Below are 15,658 nucleotides of genomic sequence, written 5' to 3'. Positions count from 1 at the left end.
GGTTCGCGCCGCGATTGCGGCGCGTTTTCCATATCTGCTTCCCGAAAAGATCGCGTTTGACTGTTCGTCCCTTGGCCAACCCCACCAACATCGCAAGCGAAAGAAACCCGGGCTTCCTGACACTCAGCCGGGCCGGTAGCCCTGAAGCACGCGAATGTAGTTTGCCCGCTCATAGGCTTCCGGGTTGTCGATCTGCCCATGGCTGAGGCGACCGCGTATCATATCGGGGCTGTTCACCCCGCGCGCCCCCAACCAAGCGCTCAACCCCTCCACCAAGGTGCCCATGTGATCGACGCCATGACGCAGGAGCGCGGAGGTTGTCATGACAACATCCGCTCCCGCGAGCAGGAATTTCACCACGTCTTCGGCTGTCTCGACGCCTGTTGTCGCGGCGAGCGAGGCCTGTGTGCGGCCGGCCAGCACGCCCGTCCACAACAGCGGAAGCCGCCCTTCATAGGGATCGGACAGTTTCAGGCTGGCCTCGATGCTCAGCGTCGCGGGGGCGATGTCGGGCTGATAGAAGCGGTTGAAGAGCACGAGCCCCTTGGCCCCAGCCTCGACCAGCTGCGCGGCCATGGCGCCGGGCGAGGAGAAATAGGGGCCGATCTTGACCGCAACCGGGATCGACACCGCCGATGCCACGGCGCGCACGATCTCCGTATAGCGGGCCTCGATCTCGGCGCTGGACACGGTCGGGTCTGACGGGATCAGGAAGATGTTGAGCTCGATTGCCGCCGCGCCCGCCGCCTCGAACTCCTGCGCGTAGTCGATCCAACCGCTCAGGGTGACGCCGTTGAGACTAGCGATGACGGGTATGTCCAGGGCCTCGGACGCCTCCTCGACCAGGGCCAGCTGGCGGGCTGTGTCAAAGCTCTCCGAGATCTGTGGAGGAAAGAAGCTCAGCGCTTCGCCGGTGCTTTCGGCCCCGTGGTCGAGCAGCGCCTCGAGGATCTCCTGATCGCGCAGGACCTGTTCCTCGAAGACCGACGGGAGCACCACCGCCCCCGCCCCCCGGGCCTCAAGAGCGCGCAGGTTCGCAAGGTCACCCGTCAGCGGGCTTGCGCTGGCCACCACCGGGCTGGGCAATGTCAGCCCGAGATATTGAGTCGACAGGTCCATTTTCATTCCTCCGTCTTGCCGCCGATGGCCCCGATGGTGCGAGCCGCATCCGGGCCGGCCTGCATCCGAGCGTAGTCTTCGTAGGTGCGATACTTGTCGAGGACCTGCCGTTCGGCTTCCTCCATCAGTTCCGCCGCCTCAGACGGATTGGTTGCCGCCAGGGCGCTGTAGCGCAGTTCCTTGTAGGCATATTCGCGCAGCGGCAGTGTTGGCCGCGGACTGTCGAGCTGGAACGGCGGTTTGTAGACATCGCGCTGTGTCGGGTCGTAGCGCAGGAGCGGCCAATAGCCCGAGCTGACCGCCCTGTCCTGTTGCGAAAGCCCCTGGCGCAGGTCGAAGCCATGCGCGATGCAATGCGAATAGGCCAGGATCAGCGAGGTGCCCTCGTAGGCCTCTGCCTCGCGGAAGGCCCGCAGGGTCTGTTGCGGATTGGAGCCGAAGGCCACCTGCGCCACGTAGACATTGCCGTAGGCGACTGCCTGCAACGCCAGATCCTTGCGTTGGGTGCGCTTGCCGCCGGCCGCGAACTTGGCAATGGCGCCCATAGGCGTGGACTTGGAGGCCTGTCCGCCGGTGTTGGAATAGACGCCGGTGTCCATGACCAGGATGTTCACGTTGCGGCCCGTGGCCAGAACGTGATCGAGGCCACCGAAGCCGATATCAAAGGCCCAACCGTCGCCGCCCACGATCCAGACCGAACGGCGCACGAGCTGATCGACCACCGAGAGCAGATGCTTGGCATCGGGATCGTCCTGTATGCTCAGAAGCCTTGCCTTCAGCGCCCCGACTCGCTCGCGTTGCGCGCGGATCTCGGATTCGCGAGTCTGCGGGGCGGCCAGTATCGCGGACACCAGATCATCGCCGACCTTCGGTGCCAGCCGTGTCAGCAGCTCCGAGGCCAGTGCGAGATGCTTGTCCGCCGCAAGCCGCATACCGAGGCCGAACTCGGCGTTATCCTCGAAAAGCGAGTTCGACCAGGCCGGTCCGCGCCCCTCGTTGTTGGTCGTATAGGGGGTGGTCGGCAGGTTGCCGCTATAGATCGAGGAACAGCCGGTGGCATTGGCCACCATCAGCCGGTCGCCAAAGAGCTGGCTCAGCAGTTTGACATAGGGTGTCTCGCCGCAACCCGTACAGGCGCCGGAGAACTCGAAGGTCGGTTCCAGGAACTGAACGCCGCGCACATTGGCGAAATCGACCATGGCGCGGTTGTTGACCGGCAGCTGTTCGAAGAACGTCATGTTCTCCCGCGCCGTGTCGATCAGTTCCGCCTTGTCGGCAAGGTTCACCGCGCGCACGCCGGGTTCGATCGGGCTCGTGGCCGGGCATGCCTCGTAGCACAGGCCGCAACCGGTGCAATCCTCGACATGGAATTCCAGCGTGAAGCGCGCATCCGGGTAGCCGCGCGCATTGACCGGCGCGGATTTGAACCCTTCCGGCGCACCCTCAAGCCGCTCTTCGTCATAATACTTGGCGCGGATCACGCTGTGCGGGCAGACGAAGGAGCACTGTCCGCACTGGATGCACAGGTCCTCTCGCCAGGTGGCCACCTCTTCGGAAACGTTGCGCTTTCCCCATGCGGCGGTGCCGGAGGGGAAGGTTCCGTCGGCGGGCAGCCGGCTGACCGGGATGTCGTCCCCCAGACCGGCCATCATCGGCGCCGTCACGTTGCGCACGAAGTCGGGTGCGGAGGCCGGCACGGTGGGCGGGCGTTCGAAGTCGCTGGTCGCCGTGGCTGGAACCGTCATCTCGTGCAGCCGTTCCAGCGCGCCGTCAACCGCGGCATGGTTCATCTCGACGATGCGTTTGCCCTTGCGCGCATAGGACTTGGTGATCGCCTGCTTGATGCTGGCGATCGCTTCGTCCCGTGGCAGCACGCCCGAGAGCGCGAAGAAACAGGTTTGCAGGATCGTGTTGGTGCGCCGTCGCAGCCCCACTTCCTGCGCGGCAGCGTTGGCGTCGATCACGAAGACCTTCAACCCCTTGGCGATGATCTGTTCCTGGACCGATTTCGGCAGCTGGTCCCAGACCTCATCGGGGCCATAGGGGCTGTTCAGCAAGACTGTCGCGCCTTTGGCCGCGATCTTGAGCACATCCATCTTGAGCAGGAAGACGAACTGGTGACAGGCCACGAAATTCGCCGACCGAATGAGGTAGGGCGCACCGATCGGGGCAGGGCCGAAGCGCAGGTGCGAGATCGTCACGGCGCCCGACTTGTGGCTGTCATAGACGAAATAGCCCTGAGCGTAGCGGCCGTCTTCCTCTGCCAGGATCTTCACGCTGTTCTTGTTCGCGCCGACCGTCCCGTCAGCGCCGAGGCCGAAGAAAACGGCGCGGACTGTCTCGTCGGGCTCGATGTCGAAACCGGCATCGACCTCAAGGCTCAGATGGGTCACGTCATCCGTGATGCCCACGGTGAATTGCGGCTTCGGCTCGGACTTGTCCAACTCGTCAAAGACCGCGCTGGCCTGTGCCGGGTCGAAATCCTTCGATGACAGGCCATAGCGCCCGCCGATGATACGCGGCATCGAGCGCCCGGACCCGGCGATCGTCGACACCACATCGAGGAACATCGGCTCGCCTGTCGCGCCCGGCTCCTTGCAGCGGTCGAGCACGGCGATGGACCGGCAGCTTTCCGGCAGTGCATCGAGGAAGGCCTGAACCGGGAAGGGGCGGTAGAGCCGCACCGTGATCATGCCAACCTTCTCGCCCTTGGCCGCCAAGTGATCGACCGTCTGGTGGACGACATCCGCGCCCGAGCCCATGACGACCACCACCTTCTCCGCATCCTCTGCGCCGTAATACTCGCAGAGCCCGTAGCGACGCCCGGACAGATCGGCGAATTTCTCCATCTGCGCTTCGACGATCCCCGGCACGGCGTCATAGTAGCTGTTCGCCGCCTCGCGGCCCTGGAAGAAGACGTCCGGGTTCTGCGCCGTGCCGCGCACGAAGGGGTGCTCGGGGTTGAGCGCCCGGGCGCGGTGGGCAAGCACCATGTCGTCGTCGATCATGGCGCGGATCTGGTCGTCGCCCAGAAGCGTCAACGTGTTGACCTCGTGGCTTGTCCGGAAGCCGTCGAAGAAATGCATGAACGGGACGCGGGCCTCGAGCGTCGCCGCCTGGGCAATCAGCGCCATGTCATGCGCTTCCTGCACCGAGTTCGAGGCGAGCATGGCAAAGCCCGTGGAGCGCGCGGCCATCACGTCGGAATGATCGCCGAAGATGGACAGACCGTGGGTCGCCAGCGCCCGGGCGGCGACATGGAAGACCACCGGCGTCAGTTCCCCTGCGACCTTGAACATGTTGGGGATCATCAGCAGCAGGCCCTGCGACGCGGTGAAAGTCGTGGTCAGCGCACCGGCCTGAAGCGATCCGTGCAAGGTGCCGGCCGCGCCGGCTTCGGACTGCATCTCCTGCACGACAGGGACATTGCCCCAGATATTCGGCAGGTTCTGCGCGGTCCATTCATCCGCGTGTTCCGCCATCGTCGAGGACGGGGTGATCGGGTAGATCGCGCAAACCTCGTTGACACGGTAGGCAACATGGGCCGCAGCCTGATTGCCGTCCATCGTCGCGCGCAAGCGTTTGGGATCATTCATTGGCCGAGCCCTCCGGGATCATGTCGATGGCGTGACAGGGACATTGATAGAAACAGGTCGAGCAGCCGGTACATTTGCTGGGGTCCACATCGTAGCCCATGCCGCGCCCGAGCTTGGTTATGGCGTCCTCCGGGCAGGCGGCCATGCAGTTGTCGCACTCGTAGCATTCGCCGCAGGAGTAGCAGCGCTGCGCCTCGTAGCGGGCTTCGCGTGCGGAGAGGCCTTCCATGATCTCGTCGAAGCCTTCGAGCCGCTTCGCGCCCTCCATGGCCGCCTGCTCGCTCCGCTGGGCGTCGGAATAGACCGGCAGGTGAAGCATGTCGAAGCTGACCACGGGCGGTGGGGTCACGATCTCGAGCTTCGTGTTCCCTAGCCAAGCGTCGATCTGGCGCGCGGCGCGTTTGCCATGCCCGGTGGCGATCGTCACCGATTGATCCCCCGGAACCATGTCGCCGCCTGCGAAGATGCCGGTGGCGCCGGTCATCATGTCGGCGTCGACCTCCACCGCGCCATTGCGGTCAAAGGTCAGGCCGGGAACATTGCGCAGGAAGCTGGAATCGGTCTGCTGGCCGAGCGCGAGAACAACGGCATCGGCCGCGAGCGTCTCGTATTCGCCGGTCGGCTGCGGGCGGCCATCCGCGTCGATCTCCATCCGCTCCACCGTCAGGTCCGAGCCGGTGATGTCGGTGATCGTTGTCAGCCACTTGATCTTGACGCCTTCCTCGATCGCCTCATCCGCTTCGAAGGAATGCGCCGGCATGTTTTCGCGGTCACGACGGTAGACAATGACCGTCTCGCTCGCGCCCAACCGTTTCGCGGTGCGGGCGGCATCCATCGCGGTGTTGCCCCCGCCATAGACGACAACCCGACGGCCGAGCAGCGGCGGCGTTCCCGAACTGGTCTCATGCAGCAACTGGACCGCGTCGAGCACCTTGGCGCTGTCGCGGGCGGGGATGTCGACATGCCGCGCGATGCCGGCGCCGATTGCCAGGAAGCAGGCGTCGAAACCGCCCGTGTCGATTTCGCGGGCAAGATCGACGACCTTGTGGTTGAGCGTTATCCGCACCCCCATCGCCTCGATCCGCGCGACCTCCCTGGCCAGTTCCTCCCGCGGCATACGGTAGGCGGGAATACCGAAATGCATCATCCCCCCCGCGACCGGACCCGCCTCGCGGATCTCTACCGAGTGGCCAAGTCGGGCCAGGTGATAGGCCGATGAAAGCCCCGAGGGACCGGCTCCCACGATCAGCACCTTCCGCCCGGAGGGGGGACGGATCGGCTCGAATGTCCAGCCTTCGGACGTCGCCAGATCTCCCAGGAACCTTTCGACCGCATGGATGGAGACAGGTGAATCGACCTCGCCGCGGTTGCACCCCGATTCACAGGGGTGATAGCAGACCCGGCCATGCACCGCGGGCATCGGGTTCTGTTCTGTCAGGATCTCCCAGGCGCGCCGGAAATTGCCCGCCTGCGCCTCGGCCAGCCAGGCCCGGATATCCTCGCCCGCCGGGCAGACATCGGAACAGGGCGGGGTGAGGGTAACATAGGCTGCCATCTGGTGACGCACCGGCCCGGTGCCGCCATCCGATCGACGATCGATTGTGGGGGTAAAGTCGCGAAGCCGGATACTCATGGGATATTGCTCCTAATCTTCGAAGTCACGGGGCGGAATTCTGGCGCTGCCGGATCTGATCACAGGTCTGCGGGCGTCCATCCATCGGGTGATGCTGCATGGACGCTACCGTACCCGCAATCTCGGATCGACGGGGCGCGCCGACGCATGGGCGATGCCCTCAAGCTGCGCCGATTGAGGTTTGCCGGACGGCCCGCTGGTTTTGTCGGCAAAAACCCACCTTTTGGATTCTCGCTCTTTCAGTTCGGATTCAAATTGCTATGGTCTTTGACATCATGGAAAAAAATCGTCGCGACACAGTAGTCGACATATGCCATTCGGCCGGGGCCCGGGCGAAGGCGTTCTTTGAACATCCCGAAAGCCTCAGGACCGAGATCAAGGGGCGACAGGACTTCGTCAGCCAGGCCGACCGCGAGGTCGAGTTGCTCGTTCGGCAGCTTCTCCGGGACGCCTTCCCCGACGATACAATCGTTGGTGAGGAACACGCGCCCGATGTCGGCACGTCCGGGTTTACCTGGGTGATCGACCCCATCGACGGGACGACGAATTTCGTCAACGGGATTGCAGCCTGGACGGTGGTCATCGCTGGCGTCGAGAACGGGCGCACCCAGATCGGTGTCCTTCACGACCCCAACCTCTCGGAAACCTTCGTGGCCGAGGCTGGAAAGGGCGCAGAGCTCAACGGCGTTCCGCTTCGGATCAACGACACCCGCAAGATATTCGAGGGAACCGTCGGGGTCGGCTATTCCAACCGGGTCGAGGATGACGGCATTCTTCGTTTAGTCACGGCGTTGGTGGAGAAAGGTGCGATGTTCCATCGCAATGCCTCCGGCGCGCTCTCCATTGCCTATGTCGCCGCGGGTCGCCTGTTGGGCTATAGCGAGGAGCATATGAACGCCTGGGACTGCCTCGCCGCGCAGTTGATCGTGGCCGAGGCCGGTGGCGTGGTCGAAGAGCAGGACGCCGATGACATGATCGTAAAAGGCGGGCGTGTTGTGGTGGCGACACCCGCCGTCTTCGACGACCTCCTGGCGATTTCGGAGGCCGCCTTTACCCGCTGATCTCAGGCGTTCGGCAGCAGCACCGGCCCCTTGGCCGCAAAGCCGACAGTGACGTCCTGCCCGTTCTCGAGCGGGGCGTCGACATCATCCTGAACGGCGAACATCGCGCCAAATTCTGCTTCCAGCGTGTATTCCATCCGCTCGCCAACATAGGTCGCCTTGGCGATCCGTGCTGCGAAGCCACCCGGCGCGCCGATGACGAGGCGTGAGGGGCGCACGGCGAGCATCGCCTCTCCTTCGGGCAAGCCGCGCGAGGGCAGGTCATAGCGATAGCCGTTGATGGCAATTGTCGCGGTCTCGCCCGCGACGCTCTCGATGACGCAGGGCATGATATTGGCCTCGCCAATGAAGTCTGCCACGAAGCGGTCCACAGGCGCGTCGTAAAGCTCGCGCGGGGAGCCGATCTGGGCGATGGCCGCGTTGCGCATGACGACGATCTCGTCGGAGACGGCAAGCGCCTCCTCCTGATCATGAGTCACATAGACAACCGTCAGCCCAAGGTCGCGCTGGATGGCGCGGATATCCTCGCGCACCTGCCGGCGCAGCTTGGCGTCGAGATTTGAGAGCGGCTCGTCGAAGAGCAGCACCTGCGGTTCCAGCACAAGCGCGCGGGCCACCGCGACGCGCTGTTGCTGACCGCCCGAAAGCTCGCTTGGAAGGCGGGTGTCATAGCCCTTGAGCCCGACCAGATCGAGCCCTGCCAGCGCCTTCACCCGCGTCTCGGCTTTTGAAAAGCCGGAGAAGGTCAGGCCATAGGACACGTTCTCCAGCACCGTCATATGCGGAAACAGCGCGTAGGACTGGAACACCATCGACACGTCGCGGTCGGTTGCGGGCAGTTTGGTAACGTCCCGCTCGCCGATCAGGATGGTGCCGGAGGTCGCCATCTCCAGCCCCGCGATCATGCGCAATGTCGTGGTCTTGCCGCAGCCCGAAGGGCCAAGGAGGGTCACGAGTTTTCCGGCCTCGACCCTCAGGTCGATATTGTCGACGGCCACGACATCCGTTCCGAAGGCCTTGGTCACGTTCTGGAACGTGACCGGGGCGGCCTTGCTGCTGATGATGCTCTCGCTCATGTTGCACCCCCGGTGCCGAATTGTGTGCGTCGGCCGATCTGGGTCCGTCCGACAAGGATCTGCAACAGCCCGACGACGGTGAGCATGACGAAGATCAAGGTTGTGGAATAGGCAATCGCGAGACCGTAATCGTTGTTCTCGACACGCCCGATGATGTAGCTCGTCGCCATGTCATATTCCGCAGAGACGAGGAAAATGACAGCCGAGATCGCCGTCATGGCTCGCACGAAGCTGTAGACCAGTGCTGCGAGAATGGCCGGACGCAGAAGCGGCAGGATCACCTTTCGGAAGGTTTGCCACGAGTTCGCGCCAAGCGTCAGCGAGGACTCGTCGAGCGACTTGTCGAGCTGTGACATCGAGGCGATGCCCGCGCGCACGCCCACGGGCATGTTCCGGAAAATGAAACTGATGATCAGGATGATCCCGGTCCCGGTGATCTCGATGGGCGGCACGTTGAAGGCGAGGATGTAGCTGACACCGATCACCGTGCCGGGGATGGCAAAGCTGAGCATCGTGCCGAACTCGAAGGCGTTCTTGCCCGCGAATGTCTGACGGGTCAGCAGGTAGGCCGTCACCAGCCCGACGATCGCCGTCAGAGGCGCAGCTGCCGCTGCGATATAGAGCGTGGTCCAGAAGCTGTCCCAGGCCGCGCCCGTCCAGCGGATGCCATCCTCTCCGAAGCCAACCTGGAAGGCGGTGACATAGTGTTTGAAGGTCAGCGAGTTGTTGACGCCCCAAAGCTCCACGACGCTGCCATAGAGGATCATCGCGTAGACGACGATGGTGAACAGGCCCCAGATGCCGGCGATGACGAAGACCGGGATCGAGAGGCCGGACGGCATCAGCGGGTGCACCCCCGCATCGCCCTTGCCGGAGACGGTTGTATAGCTCTTTTTCCCCAGCCACATGCGCTGTGCGTAGAAGGCGGACAGCGTGAAGAACAGGAGCACCATGGCGAGCACCGCCGCACGGCCCTGGTCATATTGCGCGCCGACAATGGCAAAGAAGATCTCGGTCGAGAGCACGTCGAAATTGCCTCCCAAGACCAAAGGGTTGCCGAAATCGGCCATGCTTTCGATGAAGCCGAGCAGGAAAGCGTTCGCGAGCCCCGGCCGCATCAGCGGCAGCGAGACGGTGCGGAAGGTCTGCCAGCGGCTGGCCCGCAGGGTTTGTGCCGCTTCCTCCATTGAGGGCGAGACGCCTTCGACCACGCCGATCAGAACGAGGAAGGCGATGGGCGTGAAGGCCAGCAACTGGGCGATCAGCACGCCGGGAAGACCGTAGAGCCAGCGCGTCGGCTGGATTCCGAAGAGATCCGACATGAAGACCGTGACCGAGCCGGACAGGCCGAACATCAGGATCAGTGCCAGCCCGATCACAAAGGGTGGGGTGATGATCGGCAGTACGGTGATCGCCCGGAGCGCGCGCTTGTGGCGGAAGCCTGAGCGCGTCACCACGAGGGCGAAGACGAGGCCGAGCACGGTCGTCAGAAGGCCCACGAGGATGGCGAGGAACAGCGAGTTCCAGGCGACGCCGCAGCGCGCGCCCGACAGGCAGCCCAGCCCCCAGAGCCGGTCATCGAAGAATTTCGAGGCAAAGACACCGACCGAATAGCTTCCCTCTTCGGTCACGAATGCCGCCAGCAGCATTTTCGCGATGGGGAAGAAGACAAAGGTCGTGACGATGGTGATCACGCCGCCGATGGCGCTGACCACAAAGACATCGCCGTTGATCGCGCCACGGGCAGCGATGCCTTGGGTGAACAGGAACAGGAAGGCGGTGGCGACGATCAACGCGCCATAGCCCATGCCATATTGCCGGTCATCCAGCTCTCCGAAGAGCGCGTTGAGCCAGTCGAAGGAGAAGCCGCGGATGCCGATGCCGAAGCCCTGCGCCATCAACCAGGCGAAACCGAAGCCGCCGGCGAGGATCAGCACCTTGGCATAGAGCGGATCGCTCTTCTTGCGGTTGATGATCAGCAATGGCGCGGCGAGCGGCAGGATCAGGGGGGCAAGCCACAGCTTCTTGGCCTGTGCGATGAGGAAGGCGGCGGGAGCGTAGTCCTCCTCGAAAGGGTAGCCGTCAATCAGCCACTCGAACGAGAAGAATCCGTCTTCCACCGCGTACCACGGCAGAAGACAGTACCCGACCCAACCGGCGACGATCCAGAAGATCAGCACCGGTTGGGAGGATTTTTTGCTGGCGATCGTGCGCATGATTTACTGAGGCAGAGTCGAAACCTCTTCATCCCATTTCTGCAGCAAACGCTTGCGCTCGGCGGAAGAGCCGTACTTCTTGAAGTCGTAGTCGATCAGCTTGATCGTCGACATGTCGGGTGCGGACTCCGATGCCTCGGCGCCGGTGTTGGATTGCACCTGATAGGCCTTCACCTGAAGCGCGAGGTTCTGGGCGTCTACCGAAAGTGCCCAGTCATAGAATTTTTGGGCCTCTTCCATGTTGCGCGCGCCCTTGATGATCGACATCGAGCCGATCTCGTAGCCAGTGCCTTCGCAGGGTGCCACGACCTTGACCGGGAAGCCGGAGACCGCCTGTTTCACGGCGTCATGCATGAAGACGATGCCGATGGTGGTCTCGCCACGTCCAGCGGCCTTGATCGGGGCGGAGCCGGACTTTGTGTACTGGTTGATATTGGCGTGCAGGCCCTTCATGAACTCGAAGCCCTCGTCTTCGCCGAAGATCTGAACCATCGAGGCGAGCGTGGTATAGGCGGTGCCCGACGAGTTCGGGTTCGCCATCTGAACATGCCCCTTGTACTCGGGCTTCAGCAGGTCCTTCCAGCAGGACGGCTCGGGCAGGTTGTTGGAGGCCAGAAGATCGGTGTTGTAGCCGTAGCCAAGCGCGCCGGAATAGATCCCGATGGTCTTGTTGCCGGCGCTTTCGGCCTGGCTGATGGCCCAGTCATGCAACTCGCCACGCATCGGCGACTCGTAGGGTTCGGTCAGGTCCTCCTCGGCGGCTTGAAGATGCGGATCGCCCGTGCCGCCCCACCAGACATCGCCTTTGGGGTTGGTCGCTTCCGCGCGAATCTGGGCAAAGGTCTCACCAGAGGACTTGCGGGTCATGTTGACATTGATGCCGGTCGCTTCCTCGAAGCTGCGGGCCATCAGCTGGCACCAGTCTTCCTGCGCCGAGCAGTAGAAGGTCAGCTTGTCGGCCTGGGCGGCCGTGACGCCGGATGCCAATGCGATAACGGATGTCATCGCCAACAGTTTCACCTTGTTCATGTCTTCCTCCCTTGGTTTTCATTCGCCGATCCCCGGTTCGAAATCAGCGCTCCTTCAGCAATCTTGCGGATGCCGTTCTTCTTGCGTGGCGTGTTTGCACGTGAGGGCAGGGCCTCGCGCAGCTCGAACGCCTCCACTCGCGGGGCTTTTCCCGATGTCTCGAACGATCGACTGTGCCACAGTCTGCCGCGCGTTTTTCTTCTGGGGTCGGCAGCACTTTCGGCGACAGCCGCGAGCCGCCAGTGAGGACCCTGCACAGGCGCGGTTCCGCCCGGATCGGCGTGCAGGATGCATGGCCAAGTCGTTCAACACGTATCACTTCCACACCGTTCCACTCTCGGCCGCCCGTCTCGAGCGGGCGTTGCAGGCGTTGGTCGCGCGGGACACTGACTCCCCCGAAACCTGCGATTATCCTCGAATGAAGCGCTACAGCGGTTGATATGCAATCTTTTTCCTTGATTGATGTGGGAAATTCCACAAAATCCGGATGTGCACCGCAATATCGCCGTCAGGATTCCAGGAGCGCCCGAGCCTTGCCGACCAATGATCTGGAAACACGTCCACGGCCTCGCAAGGATGAAAGGCGACGGCAGATCCTGCTCGAGCTGCGCCTGCGGCCGCATGTCCGGGTGTCTGATCTGGCCGAGCGATTCCAGGTGTCATCGGAGACCGTGCGTCGCGACCTCGAGCAGTTGAGCGGCGACGGGTTGCTCGATCGTGCCCATGGCGGCGCCTCGGCTCCCACGACCGGCCACTACCCGACATTCGACGAACGGGCGAATGCGCGCGTTCAGGAACGCGAAAGGATCGGGCGGCTCGCGGCGAGCCTCGTGGCGCCTGGCGAAACACTGATGATCGATTCGGGATCGACCACGCTGATGATGGCCCGCTTTCTCGCCTTCGAATGCACGCCCTGCACCGTTGTCACCAACAGCTTCCCGGTCGCGATGGCGCTCGGCCAAAGCGAGACGGTCAAGCTGATCTTCTGCCCGGGCGACTACCTGTCGTCGGAATCGGCCGTGATCGGAACCGACACGATCACCTTTCTCGAACGCCATCAGGTGGACCGGTGCCTGATCGGAGCGTCAGCGCTTTCAGCGGCCGGACCATCCGAGGCGGTGCGCGGTTTCGCGGCGGTCAAACGCGCCATGCTTCGGCAAAGCGCGATCTCCCAACTCCTGGTCGATTGCGAAAAATTCGGGCGAAAGAACCTTGTCCTTGTCGGGCAGCTTTCGGATCTCACTTCGGTGGTCTGTGACGCGCCGCCGGCAGACGATCTCACGGAAGCCTTGGGGCAAGCAAATGTCGAAGTGCTGGTGGCACAATAGTTTTACAAGGCTCCGCCATAAGGAACGAGAACCGGAAATTCGAGGGAATGCAAAGATGATGCGGCGCGACGGAAACACATCGGCAGTGACGGGTTGGCCCGCCTCGGATGGACTCCGTTCTGGTCCGGCGGCGACGGTCGCCGATGTCATCATGGCGACCGCGACCTGGGGGAGCATGGCCCGGTGACACGCATGGATACGGCAACAGCCCTTGCGGCTTATGAGGCGGTGCGACACCGGCTCCCGCCGACTGTGCCGCCAAACGCGGCGCCGCAACACGCGGACTCGCTTGCCGAGATCGCCGACCGGTTCGATGTTTTCCTTCTGGATGCCTTCGGTGTGCTCAATATCGGCGATACCGCGATACCCGGGGTGACGGACCGGATCGATGACCTGACCCGGGCCGGCAAACGCGTGATCGTGGTGTCGAACGCCGCCGGATTCCCCCATGCCACGCTGATTGAGAAATATGCGCGCCTGGGGTACCGCTTCGCTCCGGAAGACGTGATCACCAGCCGGGCGACGCTGATGGCGGCGATCCGGAACGAACCGGTGCGGCGGTGGGGCTTGATGGCCACGCGCAGCGCGGGTCTGGGGGAGTTGGCGGATCTGGAAACCGCCTATCTGGAGGAGGCCGCCGCCCCCTATGCCGCCGCGGACGGGTTCTTGTTGATCGGGAGCGCTGCCTGGACCGAGGAGCGGCAGGCCCTGCTGGTCGCCGCCGTGAAGGATCGTCCCCGTCCGGTATGGGTTGGAAATCCGGATATCGTCGCCCCGCGCGAGACCGGCTTTTCGATCGAGCCGGGCCATTTTGCCCATCGCCTAGCCGATGAGACCGGCGTCGCGCCCGTCTTCTTTGGCAAACCCTTCGCAAATATCTTCGAGCTTGCGCTGCGCCGGCTTGGCGGCGGGATCCCGCACGAGCGGATCGTCATGGTCGGGGACAGCCTGCACACCGACATCCTCGGAGCGCAGACCGCGGGCATCGCCTCGGCCCTGATCGCCGATTACGGTTTTTTTGCCGGGCAGGACGCCCCGGGCGCGATTGCGCGTACCGGGATCCGGCCCGATTTTGTTCTGGAGCGGCCATGAGCATGTGTGGAGACACCTGCGGTCCGGTCCTTACCGGGATATCCTGCGATATCCTGACATTCGGCACGCCCGCCAAGAGGTACGGCCGGATACCACCTGTGCCCGGAGGACGGCGGAGAGACGCGCTCTCGGTCGGGACCGGGCGCATTTTTCGACGCATGGTAAGATAGTATTCAAGGGAGAAAGACCATGAGACTGCAAACTTCGATACTGGCATTCGGCGCCGTTGCGGCCACGGCGGGATCGGCCGCCGCACAGACTGAAATCGAATTCTGGCATGCCTTTACCGGCCGGCTGGGCGAACTGGTCGCCGAGCAGGTCGAGACCTTCAATGGCAGCCAGAGCGACTATGTCGTGACCGCCAGCCACAAGGGAAACTACTCGGAAACGCTGAATGCGGGCATCGCTGCCTTCCGCGCTGGCGAGCAACCGGACATCCTCATGGTGTTCGAGGTCGGCACTGCGACAATGATGGCCGCCGAGGGCGCGATCAAACCCGTCTACGAGGTGATGGCGGATTCCGGCGCCGAATTCGATCAGGATGCCTTCATCGGCTCGGTCAAGGGCTACTACACCACCAATGACGGCGAGATGCTCTCGCTGCCGTTCAACTCCTCGACGCCGGTTCTCTGGGTCAACCGCGACGCGCTTGAAGCCGCCGGCCTCGATCCCGACGCCGATCTCTCGACCTGGCAAAAGGTTGGCGAGACGCTGGATGCCCTCAAGGCCGCCGGACATGAATGCCCGATGACCACGGCCTGGCAGAGCTGGATTCATCTCGAGAATCTCAGCGCCTATCACAACGTCCCCTTCGCCACGCAGGACAATGGCTTCTCCGGAACAGATACCGAGCTTGCGCTCAACGGTCCGGTGCAGGTTCAGCACATCGCGCAGATGGGCGAATGGGCCAAGGACGGAAAGTTCATCTATGCCGGACGCCGCAACGAAGGCGGGGCGAATTTCCGCGCCGGCGAATGCGCGCTCTTCACCGAAAGCTCGGCTGGCTATGCCGGGATCAAGGCAGAGGCCGAATTCGACTTCGAAGTGCGTCCGCTGCCCTATTGGGACGGCGTCGATGGCGCTCCGCAGAACACCATCATCGGCGGGGCCTCGCTCTGGGTGATGGAAGGCCAGAGCGACGAGGAATACAAGGGCGTTGCCGCGTTCCTGAATTTCCTCTCCTCGGTGGATATCCAGGCCAAGTGGCACCAGGACACCGGCTATCTGCCGATCACCACAGCCGCCGGCGAGAAGACCAAGGAGATGGGTTTCTATGACGAGAACCCGGGCACGGATATCGCCGTCATGCAGATGACCACGAACGAGCCGACCGCCAATTCCAAGGGCCTGCGGCTTGGGTCCTTCGACCAGATCCGTGGCATCATCGACGAGGAGCTCGAGGGTGTCTGGGCCGGCGACAAGACGGCTCAGGAAGCCATGGACAGCGCCGCCGAACGCGGCAACGCCCTGCTGCGCCGCTTCGAACAGTCCGCCAAGTAAAGGACGTA

10 protein-coding genes are annotated in these 15,658 nt (G+C 63.4%); 4 read left to right on the top strand and 6 right to left on the bottom strand.

The annotated features are described in order from the left end of the window. Positions 1-123 precede the first annotated feature (123 nt). From R3X27_RS13715 to R3X27_RS13705, 3 genes are read right to left on the bottom strand one after another with little or no spacing between them, the layout of a single operon-like run. On the bottom strand, positions 124-1,125 hold the full coding sequence (locus R3X27_RS13715) for a dihydroorotate dehydrogenase-like protein (RefSeq protein WP_317709432.1): 1,002 nt from the start codon (positions 1,123-1,125) through the stop codon (positions 124-126). Then, positions 1,122-4,715 carry a pyruvate:ferredoxin (flavodoxin) oxidoreductase gene (gene nifJ / locus R3X27_RS13710; protein WP_317709431.1) on the bottom strand — a complete coding sequence of 1,198 codons (3,594 nt, stop codon included), beginning with the start codon at positions 4,713-4,715 and terminating at the stop codon, positions 1,122-1,124. Before nifJ ends, R3X27_RS13715 begins: the two co-directional genes overlap by 4 nt. Further along, the gene (locus tag R3X27_RS13705; RefSeq protein WP_317709430.1) at positions 4,708-6,348 is read right to left on the bottom strand and encodes an NAD(P)-binding protein; all 1,641 of its coding nucleotides are present in this window, start codon (positions 6,346-6,348) and stop codon (positions 4,708-4,710) included. The genes nifJ and R3X27_RS13705 overlap by 8 nt, the downstream gene beginning before the upstream one ends. Positions 6,349-6,623: 275 nt before the next feature. Between R3X27_RS13705 and R3X27_RS13700 the strand changes: the two genes are divergently transcribed. Further along, on the top strand, positions 6,624-7,409 hold the full coding sequence (locus R3X27_RS13700) for an inositol monophosphatase family protein (protein ID WP_317709429.1): 786 nt from the start codon (positions 6,624-6,626) through the stop codon (positions 7,407-7,409). A gap of 2 nt (positions 7,410-7,411) precedes the next feature. Here R3X27_RS13700 and R3X27_RS13695 read toward each other — a convergent pair whose 3' ends face one another. From R3X27_RS13695 to R3X27_RS13685, 3 genes are read right to left on the bottom strand one after another with little or no spacing between them, the layout of a single operon-like run. Beyond that, a complete protein-coding gene (locus R3X27_RS13695) occupies positions 7,412-8,485 on the bottom strand; it encodes an ABC transporter ATP-binding protein (protein ID WP_317709428.1) in 1,074 nt (357 codons plus the stop codon). Then, complete coding sequence (locus R3X27_RS13690) at positions 8,482-10,701, bottom strand: iron ABC transporter permease (RefSeq protein ID WP_317709427.1); 2,220 nt, start codon at positions 10,699-10,701, stop codon at positions 8,482-8,484. Before R3X27_RS13690 ends, R3X27_RS13695 begins: the two co-directional genes overlap by 4 nt. A 3-nt stretch (positions 10,702-10,704) precedes the next feature. Beyond that, positions 10,705-11,730, bottom strand: coding sequence for an ABC transporter substrate-binding protein (locus tag R3X27_RS13685; protein WP_317709426.1), 1,026 nt, complete (start codon positions 11,728-11,730; stop codon positions 10,705-10,707). A gap of 533 nt (positions 11,731-12,263) precedes the next feature. Between R3X27_RS13685 and R3X27_RS13680 the strand changes: the two genes are divergently transcribed. From R3X27_RS13680 to ugpB, 3 genes are all read left to right on the top strand, one after another. Further along, positions 12,264-13,058, top strand: a complete 795-nt coding sequence (locus tag R3X27_RS13680) for a DeoR/GlpR family DNA-binding transcription regulator (protein ID WP_317709425.1) — start codon at positions 12,264-12,266, stop codon at positions 13,056-13,058. 192 nt (positions 13,059-13,250) lie between these two features. Then, complete coding sequence (locus R3X27_RS13675; RefSeq protein WP_317709424.1) at positions 13,251-14,150, top strand: HAD-IIA family hydrolase; 900 nt, start codon at positions 13,251-13,253, stop codon at positions 14,148-14,150. A gap of 189 nt (positions 14,151-14,339) precedes the next feature. Continuing rightward, positions 14,340-15,650: a sn-glycerol-3-phosphate ABC transporter substrate-binding protein UgpB gene (gene ugpB / locus R3X27_RS13670; RefSeq protein ID WP_317709423.1), complete on the top strand. Its 1,311-nt coding sequence runs from the start codon at positions 14,340-14,342 to the stop codon at positions 15,648-15,650. Positions 15,651-15,658: the final 8 nt, after the last annotated feature.

This window comes from Tropicimonas sp. TH_r6 (assembly GCF_033101155.1).
Classification (GTDB): Bacteria; Pseudomonadota; Alphaproteobacteria; order Rhodobacterales; family Rhodobacteraceae; genus Tropicimonas.
Note: the sequence above shows the minus strand (reverse complement) of the source record. Positions and strands in the feature narration are given on the sequence as shown.